At 70.7% G+C, this 18,880-nt stretch carries 13 protein-coding genes; 7 read left to right on the forward strand and 6 right to left on the reverse strand.

Annotated features, from left to right (window positions below; genetic code table 11):
- The first annotated feature begins 14 nt into the window (after nt 1-14).
- Nucleotides 15-2,042, forward strand: a complete 2,028-nt coding sequence (locus ABZ272_RS13840; protein WP_355050294.1) for a hypothetical protein — start codon at nt 15-17, stop codon at nt 2,040-2,042.
- A 15-nt stretch (nt 2,043-2,057) separates the two neighbouring features.
- Here ABZ272_RS13840 and ABZ272_RS13845 read toward each other — a convergent pair whose 3' ends face one another.
- A complete protein-coding gene (locus ABZ272_RS13845; protein ID WP_355050295.1) occupies nt 2,058-2,576 on the reverse strand; it encodes an acyltransferase in 519 nt (172 codons plus the stop codon).
- A gap of 137 nt (nt 2,577-2,713) precedes the next feature.
- Nucleotides 2,714-3,934: a glycosyltransferase gene (locus ABZ272_RS13850; RefSeq protein ID WP_355050296.1), complete on the reverse strand. Its 1,221-nt coding sequence runs from the start codon at nt 3,932-3,934 to the stop codon at nt 2,714-2,716.
- Between the two features lie 189 nt (nt 3,935-4,123).
- Here ABZ272_RS13850 and ABZ272_RS13855 point away from each other — a divergent pair, with 189 nt between their 5' ends.
- The gene (locus ABZ272_RS13855) at nt 4,124-4,837 is read left to right on the forward strand and encodes an acetyltransferase (protein ID WP_355050497.1); all 714 of its coding nucleotides are present in this window, start codon (nt 4,124-4,126) and stop codon (nt 4,835-4,837) included.
- On the opposite strand, the gene wecB is transcribed toward ABZ272_RS13855, so the two are convergent.
- Both wecB and ABZ272_RS13865 read right to left on the reverse strand, forming a co-directional pair.
- On the reverse strand, nt 4,766-5,890 hold the full coding sequence (gene wecB, locus ABZ272_RS13860; protein ID WP_355050297.1) for a UDP-N-acetylglucosamine 2-epimerase (non-hydrolyzing): 1,125 nt from the start codon (nt 5,888-5,890) through the stop codon (nt 4,766-4,768). The two genes, ABZ272_RS13855 and wecB, sit on opposite strands and share 72 nt — an antisense overlap.
- On the reverse strand, nt 5,887-7,026 hold the full coding sequence (locus ABZ272_RS13865; RefSeq protein WP_355050298.1) for a glycosyltransferase family 4 protein: 1,140 nt from the start codon (nt 7,024-7,026) through the stop codon (nt 5,887-5,889). The genes wecB and ABZ272_RS13865 overlap by 4 nt, the downstream gene beginning before the upstream one ends.
- Nucleotides 7,027-7,366: 340 nt before the next feature.
- On the opposite strand from ABZ272_RS13865, the gene gmd reads away from it, so the two are divergent.
- Genes gmd through ABZ272_RS13880 form a run of 3 tightly spaced genes read left to right on the forward strand, consistent with a single transcriptional unit; the run spans nt 7,367 to nt 10,715 of the window.
- On the forward strand, nt 7,367-8,380 hold the full coding sequence (gene gmd, locus ABZ272_RS13870) for a GDP-mannose 4,6-dehydratase (RefSeq protein ID WP_355050299.1): 1,014 nt from the start codon (nt 7,367-7,369) through the stop codon (nt 8,378-8,380).
- Entirely contained in the window at nt 8,377-9,594 is a 1,218-nt protein-coding gene (locus ABZ272_RS13875; RefSeq protein ID WP_355050300.1) for a glycosyltransferase, read from the forward strand. Before gmd ends, ABZ272_RS13875 begins: the two co-directional genes overlap by 4 nt.
- On the forward strand, nt 9,591-10,715 hold the full coding sequence (locus ABZ272_RS13880; protein ID WP_355050301.1) for a DegT/DnrJ/EryC1/StrS family aminotransferase: 1,125 nt from the start codon (nt 9,591-9,593) through the stop codon (nt 10,713-10,715). Before ABZ272_RS13875 ends, ABZ272_RS13880 begins: the two co-directional genes overlap by 4 nt.
- Nucleotides 10,716-10,760: 45 nt before the next feature.
- On the opposite strand, the gene ABZ272_RS13885 is transcribed toward ABZ272_RS13880, so the two are convergent.
- Complete coding sequence (locus ABZ272_RS13885) at nt 10,761-12,017, reverse strand: hypothetical protein (RefSeq protein WP_355050302.1); 1,257 nt, start codon at nt 12,015-12,017, stop codon at nt 10,761-10,763.
- Nucleotides 12,014-13,201 carry a hypothetical protein gene (locus tag ABZ272_RS13890; protein WP_355050303.1) on the reverse strand — a complete coding sequence of 396 codons (1,188 nt, stop codon included), beginning with the start codon at nt 13,199-13,201 and terminating at the stop codon, nt 12,014-12,016. The genes ABZ272_RS13885 and ABZ272_RS13890 overlap by 4 nt, the downstream gene beginning before the upstream one ends.
- A 420-nt stretch (nt 13,202-13,621) precedes the next feature.
- Between ABZ272_RS13890 and ABZ272_RS13895 the strand changes: the two genes are divergently transcribed.
- Nucleotides 13,622-15,499: a nucleoside-diphosphate sugar epimerase/dehydratase gene (locus tag ABZ272_RS13895; protein ID WP_355050304.1), complete on the forward strand. Its 1,878-nt coding sequence runs from the start codon at nt 13,622-13,624 to the stop codon at nt 15,497-15,499.
- Between the two features lie 198 nt (nt 15,500-15,697).
- On the forward strand, nt 15,698-18,802 hold the full coding sequence (locus ABZ272_RS13900; RefSeq protein ID WP_355050305.1) for a M14 family zinc carboxypeptidase: 3,105 nt from the start codon (nt 15,698-15,700) through the stop codon (nt 18,800-18,802).
- The last annotated feature ends 78 nt before the right edge of the window (nt 18,803-18,880 follow it).

Here is an 18,880-nt window from a genome sequence, read left to right on the forward strand (position 1 = left end):
CGGAGGTGCCGACCATGTCCGAGTTGATCGTCTACCGGTCCAACGCCCTGATGTCCGTCAGGTCCCGCTTCGACAGCACGCGGGACCTGGTGATGCCGGCCAACCTGGCGTACGCCGAGGCGATGGTCGGCATGTGGCACTCGGGTCTACCCCAGGTCACCCTCGTGCCCTCGACCGCGACCGACGCCCAGGTGTGGCCGGTGATGTCCGCCGTCGGGACGAAGATCCACGACACCTCCGACGACAACTGCCCGATCAACACCGGCTGGTCGTACGTCGGCGGCAACCACGGCTACAACGTCGGCAACCAGATCGTCGTCACCAACCACGGCAAGACGACGGTTGACGTGGGCTCGCAGTGGACCGACGGGACGCGAACCTTCACCCTGCTGGCCATCACCAACGCGGACAGCCTGCTGTTCGGCAACCCGTACACGATCGTCGACGGCATCGCGCAGGGCGCCCGGGTCAAACCGGCCGCGCCGCTCGTGCACCTCTCGGGGGCGACCCACACGGCGACCGTGCCGATCACGGGTCTGACGCCCGACGTGCAGATCCGACCGGCCACCCACTCCCACGCGGTGACCGTCGAACTCGACGGACGACCGGTGCCGGACGGCCGGTTCACGGGGCAGGAGCTGACCATCCGGGAGTCCTACGTGATCCCGTCCTACCAGGGGATGATCGACACCGCGCGGGCGAACGTCGGCACGCCCATCGCCACGATCATGTCGCGGATCCCGTCCCTGTGCCGCATCTCGAACGTCTACCGCTGGTCGCAGGGGGGTCTGCTGGTCGGGCAGACGGTGGCCGCGTTGGATCGCTTCGCCCTGAACGCCGGGGTGACCCAGTGCGGTCCGTTGACCCCGGTGGCCGGCGGCTCCCGCCGGCAGTTCATGCCGAACGTGGGCACGGCCGGCGGTCTGAACTGGTCGGTGTGGGCCAACATCGACACGCTCGCGGCCCTCACCGACTTCACTCCGGCGACCCTCACGAACCGGCTGATGCCGGCGAGCAGCATGACCCAGTGGGTGGTCAACAGCGGCCAGGTCCAGCAGTGGGGCATCGCCGTCGGTCTGCTGCCGGTCGCCGACGGCGTGCCGGAGATCCGGTCCCGGCACACCACGGCCAAGAGTTGGTTCATCAGCTCCAGCCTGAAGAAGAACTATCCGCAGTTGGTGTGGGGTCGCACCCTGGAGGCGGGCGAGTCCGTGACCGGTACCGCCTATCGGCGCTACCTGGCGCCGCCCTCGGCGGCCACCGAGATCGTCGTGTCGGACTCCGCCAACGACTTCGTGATGATCGAACGGGTCGAGGCGGTCGCCCAGACCCAGATGGCGGCGCCGCAACTGTTCCACCGGTTGCTGGTCCCGGCGGGGCCGACGAATCTCACCGTGCCGGACCGGGTCGCGGTGGCCGGCATCTCGTACGGCATGGCCGTGCCCACCGGCTACGGCATGTGGCGCGCGGAGGCCGGCCCGGCGCAGGTGGGGCCACTGCCCGGGACGACCTGCCCGCGCGGCAGTTACTTCCTGGCCCTCGCCGGCCCGACCCAGGACGTCACCTACGCCGGCACCTATCAGTCGCTCCTGCTGCATCCGGTGTACCTGGCCGAGCCCACCCCGGTCGACCGGGTGTGCGTCGAGGTGACCGTCGCGGGCTCGGGGGTGCTGCGGCACGGCGTGTACGCCCACGATCCGGCCACCGGTCGTCCCGCCGCCCTCGGCCCGGTCGCCGACTTCGGCAGCGTCGCCGTCACGTCCGTCGGAATCAGGGAGTCGGTGCTGAGCGTCCCCGTGCTGCTGCCCGCCGGCTGGCACTGGTACGGGCACGTGTGGCAGACCAGCGGCGTCACGCCGCCCACGTTGCGTGCCAGCAGCACGGGTGTGGCCACCGGCCTCAATCTCGGCACCAGTTCGGCGGCGATGACCGGCGACCGGTTCGGGTACGAGGTGACCGGGACGACCGGCGCCCTGGGGGCCATCACCATCGCCGGAGTGCACCAACTACCGCCACCGCGGGTCGCGTACCGGCGCGCCTGAGCGGGTCGGCGGGACTCAGACCGTGGTCACCCCGTAGATCTTCTTCATCGCCTCGTGCTTCTCCGGGACGGGGAGGTGCCCGATGCCCAGCGACTTGGCCTGCAACCGTTCGAGGTACTCGTCGGTGCTCCGCAGCGGGCGCGCCGGGACACCGGCCGCCACCGTGTTGTCGGGGATGTCGCGCGTGACGATCGAACCTGCCCCGATGACGCACCGGTTTCCGATGGTGACACCGGCCAGGATCATCGACCGCATCCCGATGTACACGTCGTCGCCGATCGTGATCGGGGCGGTCCAGTCCAGGTCGGGGTGGTCCTTGCGCAGGATCAGCGTGCCGCCGTCGTGGGTGACGAACTGCACCTCGGAGGTGATGTAGACGTTGTCCCCGATGGTGATCAGCCACGGCTCCGAGCCGAACATCGCCCGGCTGATCCCGTAGAACCTGACCCGTCCGTTCAGCTTCACCCCCAGGGACCGCGCGAAGGCCTCGGGATTCCGGGTGGCGGCCAGGTGGTCCGAGACTCGTCGGACCATCGTACGAACGCGACTGGGCACCTGCTGTCCTCGCTCATCGGAACCGGGTGGGGTGGCGGACGACGGACCCGCCCACGCGGACCCCTCACTGCAACGAACCAGCTCCAGCCCGGGTGACGCGGTCACGGCCGGGCGGATCAGCCGCAGAACTGTCGGGCGTGGTCCAGCACGTTGGGTTCCCGGAGCTGCTGTCGCCAAAGTCGGTACCGCCGACCCGCGGTCTCCTTCGCCTCGGCGCGCTCCCCGGCGGACCGGTCGGCGAGCCGGTCGAGGGTCTCGCTCAGGCCCGCCGCCGAGGCCGGCCGGACCACCGCTCCCCCGCCGGCCGCGATCAGGTCGCTGAACGGCGTCGCGTCGGAGCAGACCACCGGGCAGCCGGATGCGAGGCTCTCCAGGATGACGTGCCCGTAGTTCTCGCCACGTGTCGGGAAGAGGAACGCGTCGTACCGGCTGAAGGTCGCCATCACCTCGTCCGCCGCCAGTTCCCCGAGGTAGCGGACCCGCACATGGTCGGGCATCGCGTCGATGAGTCGTCGGCAGCACGCCCAGTACTGCTCGTCCTCCCGCGGACCGTAGATGTCGAACTCCAGCGGGCGCGTGGCGCCAGCGACCGCCTCCAACGCCCTGGTCAGGTTCTTCATCGGGGAGATCCGGCCGACGAAGACCAGCCGCAGCGGCCCGTCGTGCGCGACGGCCCGGGGTGCCGGCTGTTCCGGGATGGGGCACTCGTTGCCGTTCACCATGATCTGCGCCCATGGCATGTTCGCGCGGATCTGGTCCTCCTCCAGCCGGCTGCAGGCCTGCCACCGTACGCCGAGCCGGCGCAGCAGCGGGGCCCAGACCGCGAGGAAGAGCCGCTTCTTGCGGGCCTTGATGGCGAGCGCGCCGGGCGAGAGCTCGCCGCGCGGGGCCAGCATGATCGAGCGGGCCCGCACCAGTCGCAGCGCCACCGCCAGGATCGGCAGCACCGAGAAGAGCGACCAGAGGCTGTTGACGTAGACCAGGTCGAGTGGGCGGGACCTGACGTGCCGCGCCAGTCGCACCCAGTGCCGCAGCGCGAACGTGCCGAGATAGAAAATGGCGCAGCGGTCGTCGCGGCGTACCAACCGCCCGGACAGGCCCGGGTACGGTGTGGACGAGCAGAGGTCCCGGTCCCCGGTGACCAGGGTGACGTCGAGGTCGTCCGGCAGGGTGTCGAGGATGAACCGCAGCGAGCGGATCGGCCCGCCGCCACGAAAGCCCGGCTCGAACACGCGGGCGGTGGCGAGCACCCGGTACCCCGTCGTGGTCGTGGATCGCGCCGTGCCGCTCGGTGTTGCGGTGCTGTCGGGCGCACGCGTCATTGCCAGCTCGTTCACCTTGGGCTCACCTTCCGAAATCCTGTTCCGGCGTCGGTGCGGGCACGTCTGCGCACCTGGAACGCGCGAGGATCGGCCAGGGCGTCGCCGCTCACCCCGTCACCATCGGCACCGGTAACCGGTTCAGATGACGGAGAGCGGCCAACGTTCTCCGTAGCCGAGGGAGAGCCGCGGTTGACGACCGACGTAGTGATCGTAGGCACCGGCGGGATGGGCCGAGAGGCATATGGGGTAATTCGCCTTTTGAATACCGTTTCGGGCGGTACGACATCCTGGCGGGTGCTGGGCTTCGTCGACGACTACCCCACCGAGCGAAACGTCGAGTCGGTACACCGCCTCGGCGTCGCCTTCCTCGGTCCGACCCGTTGGCTGGCCGCCCAACCGGCCAGTACCCACGTGGTGCTCGGCGTCGGGCACCCCCGGCTGCGCCGCGAGACCGACCAGACCATCTCCCGGTACGGCCTGCCGGCGGCCACGGTGGTGCATCCGGCCGCGGAGATCGGCCCCGACTGCGTCCACCAGCCGGGGCTGTTCGCCGCCGGTGGCGCCCGGGTCACCACGAACGTGCTGCTGGGGCGGCACGTGCACCTCAACCAGAACTGCACGGTCGGGCACGACACGGTGCTCGGTGACTACGTCTCGGTCAATCCGCTCGCCGCGGTTTCCGGGTACTGCCGGCTGGAGGACGGCGTGCTGGTGGGCACCACTGCCGCGATCCTGCCGAACTTGACCGTCGGCCGGGACGCCACCGTGGGCGCCGGCGCCTGCGTGACCCGCGACGTACCGCCGGGCGTCGTCGTGACGGGCGTGCCGGCCCGCCCGGTGGAGCGGTCAGCGGCGGATGCCCGCCCAGTCGTGATGGCGGCGCACGGTCGACAGGATGAAGTCGACGACCCGGCGTGACGTATCGGGGACCTGGTAGTCGAGCGGGCAGGCGACCGAGCCCTCGGCCACCTGCGCCACCACGACACGGATGGCCTCCACGACCCCGTCCGGATCGAGGCCGGTCATCACGATCGCCCCGCTGTCCAGCGCCTCCGGCCGTTCGATGGACTCGCGCAGGGTCACCGCCGGGAATCCGAGGATCGCGGCCTCCTCGCTGACGGTGCCACTGTCCGAGAGGGCGCATCGGGCGTTGCGTTGCAGGGTCACGTAGTCGAAGAAGCCGAACGGCTCGTGGAACGCCACACCGTCGAGGTGCAGGCCATCGCCGGCGATCGCCTCCAGCCGTTTACGGGTACGCGGATGGGTGGAGACCAACAGCGGCAACCGCCACTCGTCGCGGACCGCCCGCAGGCACTCCAGCAGTCGGCGGAGCCGGTCCGGGTGGTCGACGTTCTCCTGCCGGTGCGCGCTGACGACGAAGTAGCCGCCCGGTTCGAGTTCGAGTTGGGCCAGCACGGTGGACGCCTCGATCTGCCGCCGGTAGTGGTCGAGCACCTCACGCATGGGCGAGCCGGTGTGCAGGATGCGACGCGGGTGCAGCCCTTCGGCGAGCAGGTTGCGCCGGGCGTGCTCCGAGTAGACCAGGTTGAAGTCGGCGATGTGGTCGACCATGCAGCGGTTGGTCTCCTCCGGCACGTTCAGGTCGAAGCAGCGGTTGCCCGCCTCCATGTGGTACACCGGCACGTTCATCCGCCGGGCCATCAACGCCGAGATCGCGCTGTTGGTGTCGCCGAGCACCAGCAGGGCGTCCGGGCGCAGCTCGGTGATCGCCTTCTCCGTACCGACCAGGACGGCACCCAGGAGGCTGCCGAGAGACTGGGTGTCGGCCCGCAGGAAGACGTCCGGCGCGCGGACCCCCAACTCGCTGAAGAAGACGTCGGAGAGCGAGGGGTCCCAGTTCTGCCCGGTGTGCACCAGGGTGTGGTCCACGGTCCGGTCGAGCGCGTCGATCACCCGGGCCAGCCGGATGATCTCCGGCCTGGTACCGACGACGGTCATCACGCGGGTCACTTGACGCCTCCTGGTGGCAGTTGGACGGGTTCGGCCCGCTGGGCGGGCAGTGGACAGGGCTCCCGCTGCGCCGGGTCGTGGATCACCCGCCGGGCCTGGTCGAGAACACTTATCGGCGCTCTGGTCGCCCGCCACCGGCGATAGGCGGCGCCCGCCTCGATCCGGGCCGCGTGCCGCTGCTCCGGGGTGGCGGTCGCCACCTGCGTGACGAGGGCCCCCAGCGCGACAGGGGTCAGCTCGGTCAGGACCAGTCCGCCGCCGTCGCGCAGCACGTCGGTCCACGGTGTCCGGTCGGAGCAGACCACCGGGCAGCATGCGGAGAGGCTCTCGGCGATGGCGTTGCCGTAGTTCTCCCCGCGGGTCGGCATGACGAAGGCGTCGTAGCGGGAGAAGGTCGGGCGGACCTGCTCGGGCGGCAACTCGCCCCGGTAGCTGACGGCGACCGAGTCGGGCAGCTCGGCCAGGCGCTCCCTGCACCGTCGCCAGTAGGCCGGGTCCTCCACTGGGCCGTAGATGTCCAGCCGCACCGGCACCGGCACGAAGGCGAGCGCGTCGAGCACCAGGTCGAGGTTCTTCATGGGCGAGATCCGTCCGATGAAGACCAGCCGCGCGTGGTGGGTCGAGAGCATCTCGACCGGCTCCGCCCGCGGCTCGGGGCCGCGACTGACCGCGACGACACCGATCCGCGCCCGGGGCAGCACCCGCTGGATGTCGTTGGCCTCGACCGGCGTGGTGGCGTGCCACAGCACCCGACGGTTGAGCAGCATCCACCGCCAGCCGGCCAGGAAGACCCGCTTACGGAGTCGGTGCACCCGAAGCGCGGCCGCGCCGAACTCACCTCGGGGGGCGACCAGGATACGGCCCACCCGCAGCAGCCCGAGCCGGGCCGCGGCGATGGGCAGGATGGAGAAGGTCGACCAGACGCTGTTGACGTACAGCAGGTCGAAGCGGTCGGCGCGCAGCGAACGCCAGAGCGACCTCCAGTGCTCCGGCCGACGCACACCGAGATAGAAGACGTTCGTCCGGCCGACCCGGGCCCAACGCCCGGAAAGCCCCGGATAGGGATCGCGGCATCCGAGGTCGCGGTCGCGGGTCAACATCGACGTCTCGATGTCGTCGCTGGCCAGAGCGAGCACTTCGCCAATGGACCGGACCGGCCCTCCGGCCCGCCAACCGGGAGCGAAATAGCCGGCGGTGACAAGGACGTGGAATTTGTTTGCGTTGGCCGAAGCCAAGCGCTCCCGAGCGTCTGCCGCCGGGGTGGGGTCGCCGGCCATCCGCACTCCTCGCTCGTGCCACAGGATCGATTCACCCAACGATCGAACGCTCGATACGTGACTGATCCTTCTCTCAACCGAGCTGGGAGGTTGGGCGAGAAGAATAAATTCCGCCAGTTACATGAAACCCGAGTGGCGCCGCCGTCGAGAGCGATATAAGGAATCGCGGGGGAAATTGGCCCAGCAGGAGAGGGAGTTCATGTCACGAACGGCGCTCATATCCGGCATCACTGGGCAGGACGGCAGTTACCTGTCGGAGTTCCTGCTCGACAAGGGATACACGGTGCACGGCATCAAACGGCGATCGTCCTCCTTCAACACCGAACGGATCGACCAGGTCGACGTTCATCCGCGCAGCGGCGACGCCCGCCTCTTCCTCCACTACAGCGACCTCTCCGACCCGGCCTCGCTGACGGCGCTGATCCGGGACATCCGCCCCCACGAGATCTACAACCTGGGCGCTCAGAGCCACGTCCGGGTGTCCTTCGACATCCCCACGTACACGGCGGACGTCACCGGCCTCGGGGCGCTGCGCATGATGGAGGCGGCCCGCTCCGCCGACGTCGGCTGCCGGTTCTACCAGGCGTCCTCGTCGGAGATGTTCGGCTCGACCCCACCCCCGCAACGCGAGGAGACCCCGTTCCACCCGCGCAGCCCGTACGCCTGCGCCAAGGTGTACGCCTACTGGTCGGCGGTGAACTACCGCGAATCCTGGAACATGTTCTGCGCCAACGGCATCCTGTTCAACCACGAGAGCCCACGCCGGGGTGAGAACTTCGTGACCCGCAAGATCACCCGTGCGGTGGCCAGGATCGAGGCCGGCATCCAGGACAAGCTCTACCTTGGCAACCTGGACGCCGTTCGGGACTGGGGCTACGCACCGGAGTACGTCGAGGCGATGTGGCTCGCCCTCCAGCGGGACACCCCGGACGACTACGTGGTCGCCACCGGTGAGGGCCACACGGTGCGCGAATTCGTGGAGGCCGCGTTCGACCGGATCGGGTTGGACTGGCAGCGGTACGTGGAGTTGGACCCCGCCTACTTCCGCCCGGCGGAGGTCGATGCCCTCGTCGGCGACTACGCGAAGGCCCGACGCGTCCTGGGGTGGGCCCCGAAGACGCTCTTCAGCGACCTGGTCCGGATCATGGTCGACGCCGACCGGCAACTGCTCGAGGACGAGCGGATGGGGCGACTGATCCGGGTGGACCGGTGAGGGTCGCGGTCGACGCCGCACCCATCCGTCCCGGTCACGCCGCAGGGCTGGAAGCCTTCACCTACGGCCTGTTGAACGGCATGGCCGCCGACGACTCCTGCGAGCTGCGGGTGAACATCCTGCGGGGCACGCTGGACCCGTGGCGGGAACAGGTGCCCTTCGCACGCATCGGCTGGACCGAGGTGACCCAGCCGCTGCGCTCCGACAACCCCACCGGCCAACTGCTGCGCAAGTGGACGCCGACGGCGGTGCGCAACTCCCGCACGGTCCGCACGGCGGTCAACGCGGTCCGGCAACGGTCCGTCGTACGGCACGCCGACACCGACGTCACCCTGTACCCGTTCCACTCCGCCCCGATCGGGTCGGGCCCCTCGGTCGTCGTCCTGCACGACACCCGCCACCTGCGGACCGAGTTCCACGCCCCCGGCTTCGCGGCGGTCGTCCGGGAGAACGTGGCCCGCGCGGCGGCGATCGTGGTCACCTGGCCCCATCCGTACCGGGAAACCCTGCGTCTCTTCCCGGAGGCCGCGGAGCGGACCGTGCTCATCCCGACCCCGGCGTTCCAACCGGCGCCGGAACGCGCACGCGCGCGACCCGAACCGGGGCTGCTGGTCTACCCGTCGTCCACCGCGGAGCACAAGAACCACGCCACGCTGCTGGAGGCGATGGCCCTGCTGCCCGACTGCCGCCTGAGCTGCCCGGGGCCGCTGGTCGAGCCCGAGGCGAGCCGACTGCTCGCCCGCGCCGCCCAGGCCGACCTGCGCGGCCGGGTGTCCTTTCCCGGCTTCGTCAGCCTCGACGAGCTGAACGCCATCTACGCCAGGGCGGACGCGGTGGTCGTACCCTCGCTCTGGGAGGCGGCCAGCGGCGCGATGCTGGAGGCGTTCACCTGGGGGCTCCCGGTAGCCTGCGCCGACGTCGAGCCGCTGCGCGACCAGTTGGAGTTCAACCGCGCCGAGGCGGCGGTCTTCCGGGCGCGGGACCCGCGGTCCCTGGCCGACGCGGTCCGGCACCTCCTCGACGACCGGGAACGCTATGCCGCGGCCTCCCGACGGGCGAACGACCGACTGGCCGCCCGCACGTGGGCGGCCACCGGCCGCGACTACCTGGACGTCCTCGCCTGGGCGGCGCGGGGCGGATCGGGCCCGGTGCCCCGCTCCCCCTTCGTCACGGCGGCGAACGACACCGCGCCCAGCGGGGGTGACGGGCCATGAGCATCGCGGACGACACCTATCCGGTGGCCCGACCGAGCCTCTCCACGCTGGAGGAGCGGTACGTCCTGGACGCGCTGCGGAGCGGGTGGATCTCGTCGCAGGGTCCGTACCTGCGGGACTTCGAGGAACGGTTCGCCAGTCGCTGCGCCGCCGGCACCGCGCTGACGACGAGCAACGGCACGGTCGCGCTGCACCTGGTCCTGGCGGCGGCGGGCATCGGGCCCGGGGACGAGGTGGTCGTCCCCGCGCTGACGTACGTGGCGACGGCCAACGCCGTGGCGTACTGCGGTGCGCGTGCCGTCTGTGTGGACGTCCTGCCGGAGAGCTGGTGCGTCGACCCGGCGGCGGTACGCGCCGCGATCGGCCCGCGTACCCGGGCGGTCATCGCCGTCGACCTGTATGGACACCCGGCCGACTACACCACCCTGCGGCAACTCTGCGACCAGCACGGTCTGCTCCTGGTCGCCGACGCGGCGGAGTCGTTCGGCGCCACCCTCGACGGGCGGCCCACCGGCTCGCTCGCCGACGTCACGACCTTCTCCTTCTTCGGCAACAAGGTGCTCACGTCCGGCGAGGGCGGCTGCGTGACCACCTCCGACGCGGCCCTCGCCGAGCGGATGCGTCTCCTCCGGAACCAGGGCATGGATCCGCACCGTCGGTACTACTTCCCGGTGCTCGGCTACAACTACCGGATGACGAACCTGTGCGCCGCGCTGCTCTGCGCCCAACTGGAGCGCGCGGACGAGATCATCGCCCTTCGGGACCGGGTCATCGCCGGTTACGAGGAGCAGTTGGCCGACGAGCCGACGCTGTCGGCGCAGCCGGTGGCCGCCGGAGTCCGCCGCGCGCCCTGGATGGCGGCGTTCCTCGTCGGGGCCGAGGGGGACGCCACGTCCCGGGATGCGCTGGCCCGTGCGCTCACCCGGCTCGGCGTGGAGACCCGCCCGTTCTTCGTGCCGATCCCGGACCTGCCGGCGCATCACGATCCGGGCGCGGACTGTCCGGTGACCGGGGACCTCAGTCGGCGCGGCATCAATCTGCCCACGTACGCCGAGCTGAGCGAGCCGGCGGTCAAGGCCGTGGTGGAGCGCGTCCGCGCCGCCCTGGCGACCATCGCCTGACCTGCCGCCGGACCGGTGCCGACCCGGTCGGCGTCGGTCCGGCGGTCAGGCCGGTTGGACCGCCGGTGGACGGTCGGCCGTGCGGTCGGCCAGCAGCAGGAGGTAACTGCCGCCCCAGGCGACCGCGCTGGCCAGGGCCATCAGGACCAGCGCGCCCGCCGCGCCGGGGGCACCGAACAGGACCGCCCCGGCGACGACCGCCGGCACGCGCAGCGCGCCGAGCAGGAAGCCCAGGACGATCGCCCGCCGGCTCGCCCGCTCGATCCGCAGCCCGGCGAAGCCGATGGTGGCCGGCACGGCGAGCAGACTCTCCAGCGCGAGCAACACCAGCAGGCTCCGGGCGACGCTCCAGTTGGAGCCGAGCAGCTCCTTGCCGACCGCGTCCGGCAGCAGGGCGACCGCGATTGTCAACGGCGCGATGGCAGCGGCCACCAGCAGGGCCAGCCGGACAGCCGCCCGGGTCCGTACCGTACGGGACTCGGCCCGGGTGCGGGCCAACTGCGGCAGGACCAGCGTGGCCGCCGTCGACAGCACCAGGTTGACCGGCCCCAGCAGCGTGCGCCCGGCGCTCAACGCACCGACCACCGCCGTGCCGGCGACCAGCGCCACCGCGGTCAGCGCCAGCTGCGCGGAACCGTTGGTCAGCAGGAACTGCGTACCGAATCCCACCGCGACGCGGGTCTCCGCCCGGCCGACGCGCCAGCCGGGCACCAGCGCGTACCGACGCCGGGCCGCGACGAACAGGCCGACCAGCGCGCCGCCGACGCCCCACAGGGCGAAGACGGATGGCGGATCGATCACCCGGAACAGGCCGGCCAGCACGGCACACCCGGTGAGCGCGGCCCACGTGATCTCCTGGGCCATCGCCGCCGAGGGAGCGCCGATGCCGACGGCGACCGCCTTGGTGTAGTCGTAGAGAACCAGACCGGGCAGGGCGACGCCCGCGAACAGCAGGTAGGACGAGCCGTACGCCACGGCGGCCGCGCAGACGAGGGTGCCAGCGACGAGGCCGAGCAGGATCGCCCGCCGGGAGGCCGACGCGACCCCGACGCCGGTGGCCAGCACGGTGTCGGTCACGGTGCTCCGGACCAGCCCGGACCCGACGATGTAGAACGAGAACGCCAGGGCGAACTGACCCAGCCCACCGACCGACTCCAGTCGGGTCACGGTGATCGCCAGCAGCAGGTTGCCGCCGCTGGAGAGCCCGCCGACGACGAGCGCGAGCAGCGCCCGACGTCCGGTCCGTGGACCCTGTCGGGCATCGGCGCGGCCGACCGCGTGCCGGCCCACCCGTACGGTCACCGGCGCGCGGCCGGGATCGTGGGTGTTCGGCCGGGCTCCGGGCGCTTGCGGGCTCCGTGCAGGGAGCGGCGGCTGAGCGCCAGGAGCACGAAGACCGGGATCGCCGCCACCACGTGTTGCAGGAAGCTGATCGTGGAGTCCGGGTAGGTGTTGGACCAGAGCAGCGGATCGAAGAGCACCAGGCAGAAGAGGCTCAGCCGGATCGGGCCGGGTGCGCCCCGCCAGCGCAGCAGCACCGCCGCCACCGCAGCCCAGAAGGCGTGCACGGCGACCACGCCGGCCGGACCATCGAAGAACCAGATGTTGCCCAGCAGCAGGAACGTGTAGGCCGACGTCGGGCCGCCGCCGATGTACTGGTTGATCCGCTGTCCGGTGGAGATCGCCGGACGGTCCGGATCGAGCACCCGGGGCACCAGCCCGTACCGCAGGTAGTCGGTGGCCCCGGGTTGGCCCAGGTCGACCGGGACGTCGAAGCCCGCCACCGTACTGAGCTGGTTGTCCAGCCGCAGCCGGTCCGTTGCGGTGATCTTGGTATCCACCGCGACGCCGCGATCCGCCCGGATGCTGTTGCGCTGCTCGTACACCGCCGGCCACGCGAGGAAGAGCACTACCGCGCAGAGCACCAGGTGACGAAGCCGGAAGATGCCGCAGAGCGCGCCGGTGGCCGCCATGAAGAACACCAGCGCGACAAGCGGGGCGGTGACGGCCGTCAGTACCGCGACGTAGACTTCCGCGCCGACGAGGACGGCCAGCCAGCCGTACAGCTTCGTGCGCGACAGCCGACCGCTCAGATGGCTGGCCACCAGCAACGCGAAGCCCAGAGCCGTCCAGCCGGAGAAGAGCGTGCTCACCATCGCGAGCGGTCCGTCGGACAGATCGCCGGAGATCTGGTTGACGATGCTGCCCCGACCGAGGTAGGCCGAGAGCATGTTCGCGCCGACGCTGGTGAGCGTGACCACGATGGCGATCGGGTACAGCCACGGATAGCGGGCATGGGCGCGCCGGAAGCCGTCGCGCCAGCGCGGGTCGGGACGGCCGAACAGGCGGGCCATCGTCTCCACGGCGACACTGCCCAGCAACGCGAGCCCGACCAGATAGACGATGAAACCGGTCTCCGGATTCCGGTAGTAGACCGCCATCGGCAGGATCAGCAGCGCGTACGGGGCGAGCACGACGACGGTCACCGGATAGCAGCGGAGCAACCGACCAACGAGGTCCCGGTGGGCGGCAGACGCCCTGGCCCCGGCTGGATGGTCCGTCCGCGCGTCGGTCGCACCGGTCGCCTCGCCGGGGAAGAGGGCAGCCCCGGGCCAGGTCATTGCGCGCGGGCCCCCTTCGGGATACGGATGGTCGCTCCTGACCCAACGAGCCAACCGACCGGGCGAAACGCCCTTGCGGACGCGGGCCTTGCGCGCAGGCCCGAGGAGCGCCCTCGCCGGCAACGCCAGCCCGTCGGACTTCCCGACGATAAATCAGACAACCGGACATAGAAATGTGAAAACCGGATTCGGCGCCGCATATTCCGCTAAGCAGGTAGCGGATGTCCGTGGCCCCCTGACCTGCCCTGGGTCATCCTCTGCCACGGACAGGACAGGGAGTCGTAGATGCCGCCGGAGATACAACGGGTTGAGCCAACGGCGTCAACAGCCACCGGCCGGGCCAGGGTGAGCCGCCGTCGGACCGCCATCTTCCTCGCCGCCGACGCCCTCGGCTGGGTCGGCGGGTTCACGGTCGCGGGCTGGGCGAGGTACGAGATGGCCCTCACCGTCGACCAAGCGGTCAATGCGGTACTGCTCGGTGGCGGTGCCGCCGTGCTGCATGTCGGGGTCAGCGCACTGCGTCGTATTCGTTCCGGTCGTCAGCCTCTCGGCACCGTCGAGGAAGTCCGTGGACTCGCCGGCACCACCGCCACCACGGCCGCGATCGTCCTCGTCGCCCTCCTCGCGATGGGCGAACGCCCAGTGCCGGCCAGCACCCCCGTGATCGGTGCCGCACTGGCGCTGCTGCTGATGCTCAGCTGCCGTCTCCTGCACCGCCACCGGCGCGACCGCGCGATGCGACCCGACGCCCGCTCGGCCACCCCGGTGCTCCTCTTCGGTTTCGGCGAGGCCGGGCAGGGGCTGGTACGCGCGATGCTCAGCGACCCGAAGGGCCGCTACCTTCCCGTCGGCGCGCTCGACGACGATCCGGGCAAACACGACCTGCGCATCGCAGGTGTCCCGGTGCTCGGCGGCCGGCAGCACCTCGTCGACGTGATCAGCCGCACCGGCGCCACCACTGTCATCTTCGCCGTGGCCAACGCCGACGCCATGTTGATCCGGGAGGTGCGGGAGGCGACCCTGCGCACGGGAGCGGCGTTCAAGGTGCTGCCGCCGGTCCGGGAGTTGGTGGATCACCGGATCACGGTCAGCGACGTACGGGACGTCCAGATCAGTGACCTGCTCGGCCGCCGCCAGGTGGTCGGCGACCTGGCCCTGGACGACAACGGGCTCACCGGTCGACGTGTCCTGGTCACCGGCGCCGGGGGTTCGATCGGATCGGAGCTGTGCCGGCAGATCATGCGCGCCAACCCGGGTGAGCTGATGATGCTGGACCGGGACGAGTCGGCCCTGCACAGCCTCCAGATGTCGCTCACCGGGCGCGCGCTGTTGGACGGCCCCGAACTCATTCTCGCCGACCTACGGGACGACGAAGGTGTCCGCCGCATCATGCGGGAGCGCCGCCCCGAGATCGTCTTCCACGCGGCCGCGCTGAAGCATCTGACCCTGCTGGAACGCCACCCGGGTGAGGCGGTCAAGTCCAACGTCTGGGGGACGCTCACCGTCCTGGACGCCTGCCGGGACGTCACCCGCTTCGTCAACATCTCCACCGACAAGGCCGCCGACCCGATAAGCGTGCTCGGCTACTCGAAGCGCATCACCGAGATGCTGACCGCGCACGCCGCAGCCACCTACCCGGGCACCTTCCTGAGCGTCCGGTTCGGCAACGTCCTGAGCAGCCGGGGATCCGTGGTGACCGCCTTCCAGCGGCAGATCGAGGCGAGACAGCCCCTGACCGTCACCGACCCGCACGTGACCCGGTACCTGATGACGGTGCAGGAGGCGGTACACCTGGTCCTTCAGGCGGCGGCCATCGGGCGCGACGGGGAGGCCCTGGTCCTCGACATGGGCGAACCGGTACGGATCGACGATCTCGCCCGGCGCATGGTGGAGCAGGCGGCCAGCCCGGTCCCGATCGTCTACACCGGGCTACGACCCGGGGAGAAGCTGCACGAGGACCTGTTCGGCCAGGGGGAGGCGGACCGCCGGCCGCTGCACCCGCTGATCTCGCACGTGACGGTACCGGTCCTGGACCCCTTCGAGGTGAGGGGACTGGACCCGTTCGACGAACCCGACAAGGTCACCGACCAGCTCGCCCGGCTCTGCGGCATCCTGCCCGGTCCGCTCTCCGGCCGGCGTACCGGGATTCCGATGGCACGCTGACGCCGTCGCAACCGGGGCCGGCGCACTCCCCGCGTCGGCCCCGGCGCGCGCTGACGGAGCCTCCCCACCCGACCCGCCACCTGTCACAGCTGGCTCCAGCATCGACACGGACAGCAACGACCCGCCCATCGACCGATTGACATCGATCACGCCACACCGAAGGCTCGCGCCTACAGGTCCTTCACCCAAGGAGGCGCGATGAGACCGAGACGACTGGCGATCGCCAGCGTGGTCATCCTGCTCGGCGCACTGGCACTAACCCCGCCGGCCAGCGCGAAGCCACCATCCGAACCGGGCGCCCGCGACGGCCTGGAGGTCTACGTCGGCACGGTCGACGCGAAGCAGCGGGACCAGCTACGCGCGGCGGGGGTCGACCTCGGCCACGACGCGAAGACCGACTCGACCGGCAAGACGACCGTCGAGACGGTGCTCAGTCGCCGGCAGGCGAAGCGGCTGACCGACCAGGGCGTCCCGTTGTCGGTGAAGAAGGTGCGCGGCAAGGACGCGTCACAGGCGCTGCGGGAGCAGGCGGCGGCGGGCTGGACGGCGTTCCGGCCCTATGGGGAGCCCGGCGGTCTGCGCGACGAGTTGAACGCCACAGCGGCCCGTTATCCCAAGCTGACCAAGGTGGAGACGATCGGCCGCACCCAGAAGGGCCAGCCGATCGTCGCCGTGAAGGTCACCAAGAACGCGCGGACCGTCGCGGACGGGAAACGGCCCGCCGTGCTCTACGCCGGCGCGCAGCACGCCCGTGAGTGGATCACGCCGGAGATGACCCGCCGGTTGATGCACCACGTTCTCGACGGCTACGGCACCGACCGGGAGATCACGAAACTCCTGGACACGACCGAGCTGTGGTTCCTGCCGGTGGCCAACCCGGACGGTTACGACTTCACCTTCACCTCCGGCAACCGGCTGTGGCGCAAGAACCTGCGGGACAACAACGGCGACGGACAGATCACCTCCGGCGACGGCGTGGACCTCAACCGCAACTTCGCCTACAAGTGGGGGTACGACAACGAGGGTTCGTCACCGGAGCCGAACAGCGAGACCTACCGCGGCCCGGGCCCCAACTCGGAGCCGGAGACCAAGGCCCTGGACCAGCTCTTCAAGCGGGTCGGGTTCGAGTTCTTCGTCAACTACCACTCGGCGGCCGAGCTGCTGCTCTACGGCATCGGCTGGCAGGTGAGCACCCCCAGCCCGGACGACGAGATCTACAAGGCGATGGTCGGGGACGACGCGCACCCGGCGGTGCCCGGTTACGACCCGGACATCTCCGCCGAGCTGTACACGACCAACGGTGACACCGACAGCCACGCCACCGTCCGGTACGGCACGCTGGGCTTCACCCCCGAGATGTCCACGTGTGAGGCCGCCTCGGCCGTCGACCCCGACGACGAGTGGCGCCCGGAGGACTGCGTCAGCGGCTTCATCTTCCCCGACGACGAGACGTTGATCGCCGGTGAGGTGAGCAAGAACCTGCCGTTCGCGCTGGCGGTGGCCAAGTCGGCGGCGGACCCGGACGAGCCGGTGTCGGTGGTCGGCCGAAGCACCCCGGACTTCGTGGTGGACGCCTTCGACACCTCGTACGGGCGCACCCAGCAGGTCGCCGCCATCACCCGGCGGGCGCTGAAGAACGTGAAGATGCACTACACGGTCAACGGCGGGCGACCGAAGACCGTCGCGGTCCGCGAGTGGCGCGGCGGCGAGCGGTACGGCGACACGCACGACGACTACTACGCGGAGCTTCGCGGCACGGTCGGCGGTACGAAGCCGGGTGACCGGGTGGAGGTCTGGTTCACCGGCAACAAACCCCGGGCCGGGGTGGTCGCAAGCGTTCACTTCACCTACCGGGTGCACACCGACATCGGCGGTGACGTGCTGATCCTCGCCGCTGAGGACGTCACCGGCCTCAGCCCGGCGCAGACCGGCACCACCGCCAAGTACGCCGACGAGGTCGCGGCGTCGTTGAGCGCCGCCGGCCGCAGCAGCGACGTGTACGACTTCGACGCGATGGGACGCAAGGCGCCACACCCGCTGGGCGTGCTGTCGCACTACAAGGCGGTGGTGTGGGAGACCGGCGACGACGTGATCATGCGCTCCCCCGGCCAGGTTGCCGGCACCGCGGCCAAGGCGGCGCTGGACACCGAACTGGCCGTGCGGGACTACCTCAACGAGGGGGGCAAGCTCCTGGTCAGCGGCCAGTACGCGCTGTTCGCCCAGGGTGCCAACGGCTCGTACGTCTACCACCCGGACGCGCCGCCGGAGTGCACCAACGCCGACGACCCCGCCTGCCTGCCGCTGCTGAACGACTTCCAGCAGTACTGGTTGGGGGCGCACACCTACGTCAGCGACGGCGGCACCTCGCCGGAGGGAGAGCCGTTCCCGGTCGCCGGCCGCGACGACGCGTTCACCGGCTTCAACGGGCAGCTCAACGCGGCCGGTTCGGCGGAGAACCAGGGGCACACCGCGTCGTTCCTGACCACGTCGAGTTTCCTGCCGCCGGACGAGTTCCCGCAGTTCGCCAGCTCCTCGCCGGTGGGCTGGACCCGACCGGGGGGCGCGCCGTTCGACCCGCGTACGGGTGAGTGGTACCTGCACAGCGGGCAGGCCGACGAGTCGTACAAGCGGCTCACCCGCACGGTGGACCTCACCGGGGCGAGCAGCGGCGAGCTGCGCTTCTTCACCTCGTACGAGATCGAGCAGAACTGGGACTTCCTCTTCGTCGAGGCCCACGAGGTGGGCAGCGACAACTGGACGACCCTGCCGGACCTCAACGGCAAGACCGGCACGGTCACCGGGGAGAGCTGCGCCTCGGGGTGGGACGAGTTGCACCCGTTCCTCGCCCACTACCAGGGCGCGGACTGCTCCCCCACCGGCAGCACCGGAAGCTGGAACGCGGCGACCGGGACGTCGAACGGCTGGAAGGAGTTCGCCGTCGACCTGACCGCGTACGCCGGCAAGCAGGTCGAGGTGTCGATCACGTACGCCTCGGACTGGGGCACCCAGGGTCTCGGCGTGTTCCTGGACGACGCCCGGGTGATCGTCGGTGGGTCGACCGTGTCGGAGACCTCGTTCGAGACCGCCGACCTGGGCGGCTGGACGGTGGCCGGGCCCCCGGCCGGCTCCGGCGGCAACGCCACCGACTGGTCGCGCAGCCAGCAGGCGTTCGAGGAGGGCTCGGTGGTGGTCACCGGGGACACGGTGTACCTGGGCTTCGGGTTGGAGGGCCTCTCCCCAGCGGCCCGCGATGACCTGGTCGCCCGCTCGTTGACCCACCTCACCGGTCGACCCCGCCCCTGACGGCGGCGAGGTGCGCCGGCGGTCCACGGACCGTCGGCGCACCTTCGGCGTACGTCGGGTGCGCGCCGCACCGATGTG

The organism is Micromonospora sp. NPDC005979, assembly GCF_040614415.1.
GTDB lineage: Bacteria > Actinomycetota > Actinomycetes > Mycobacteriales > Micromonosporaceae > Micromonospora.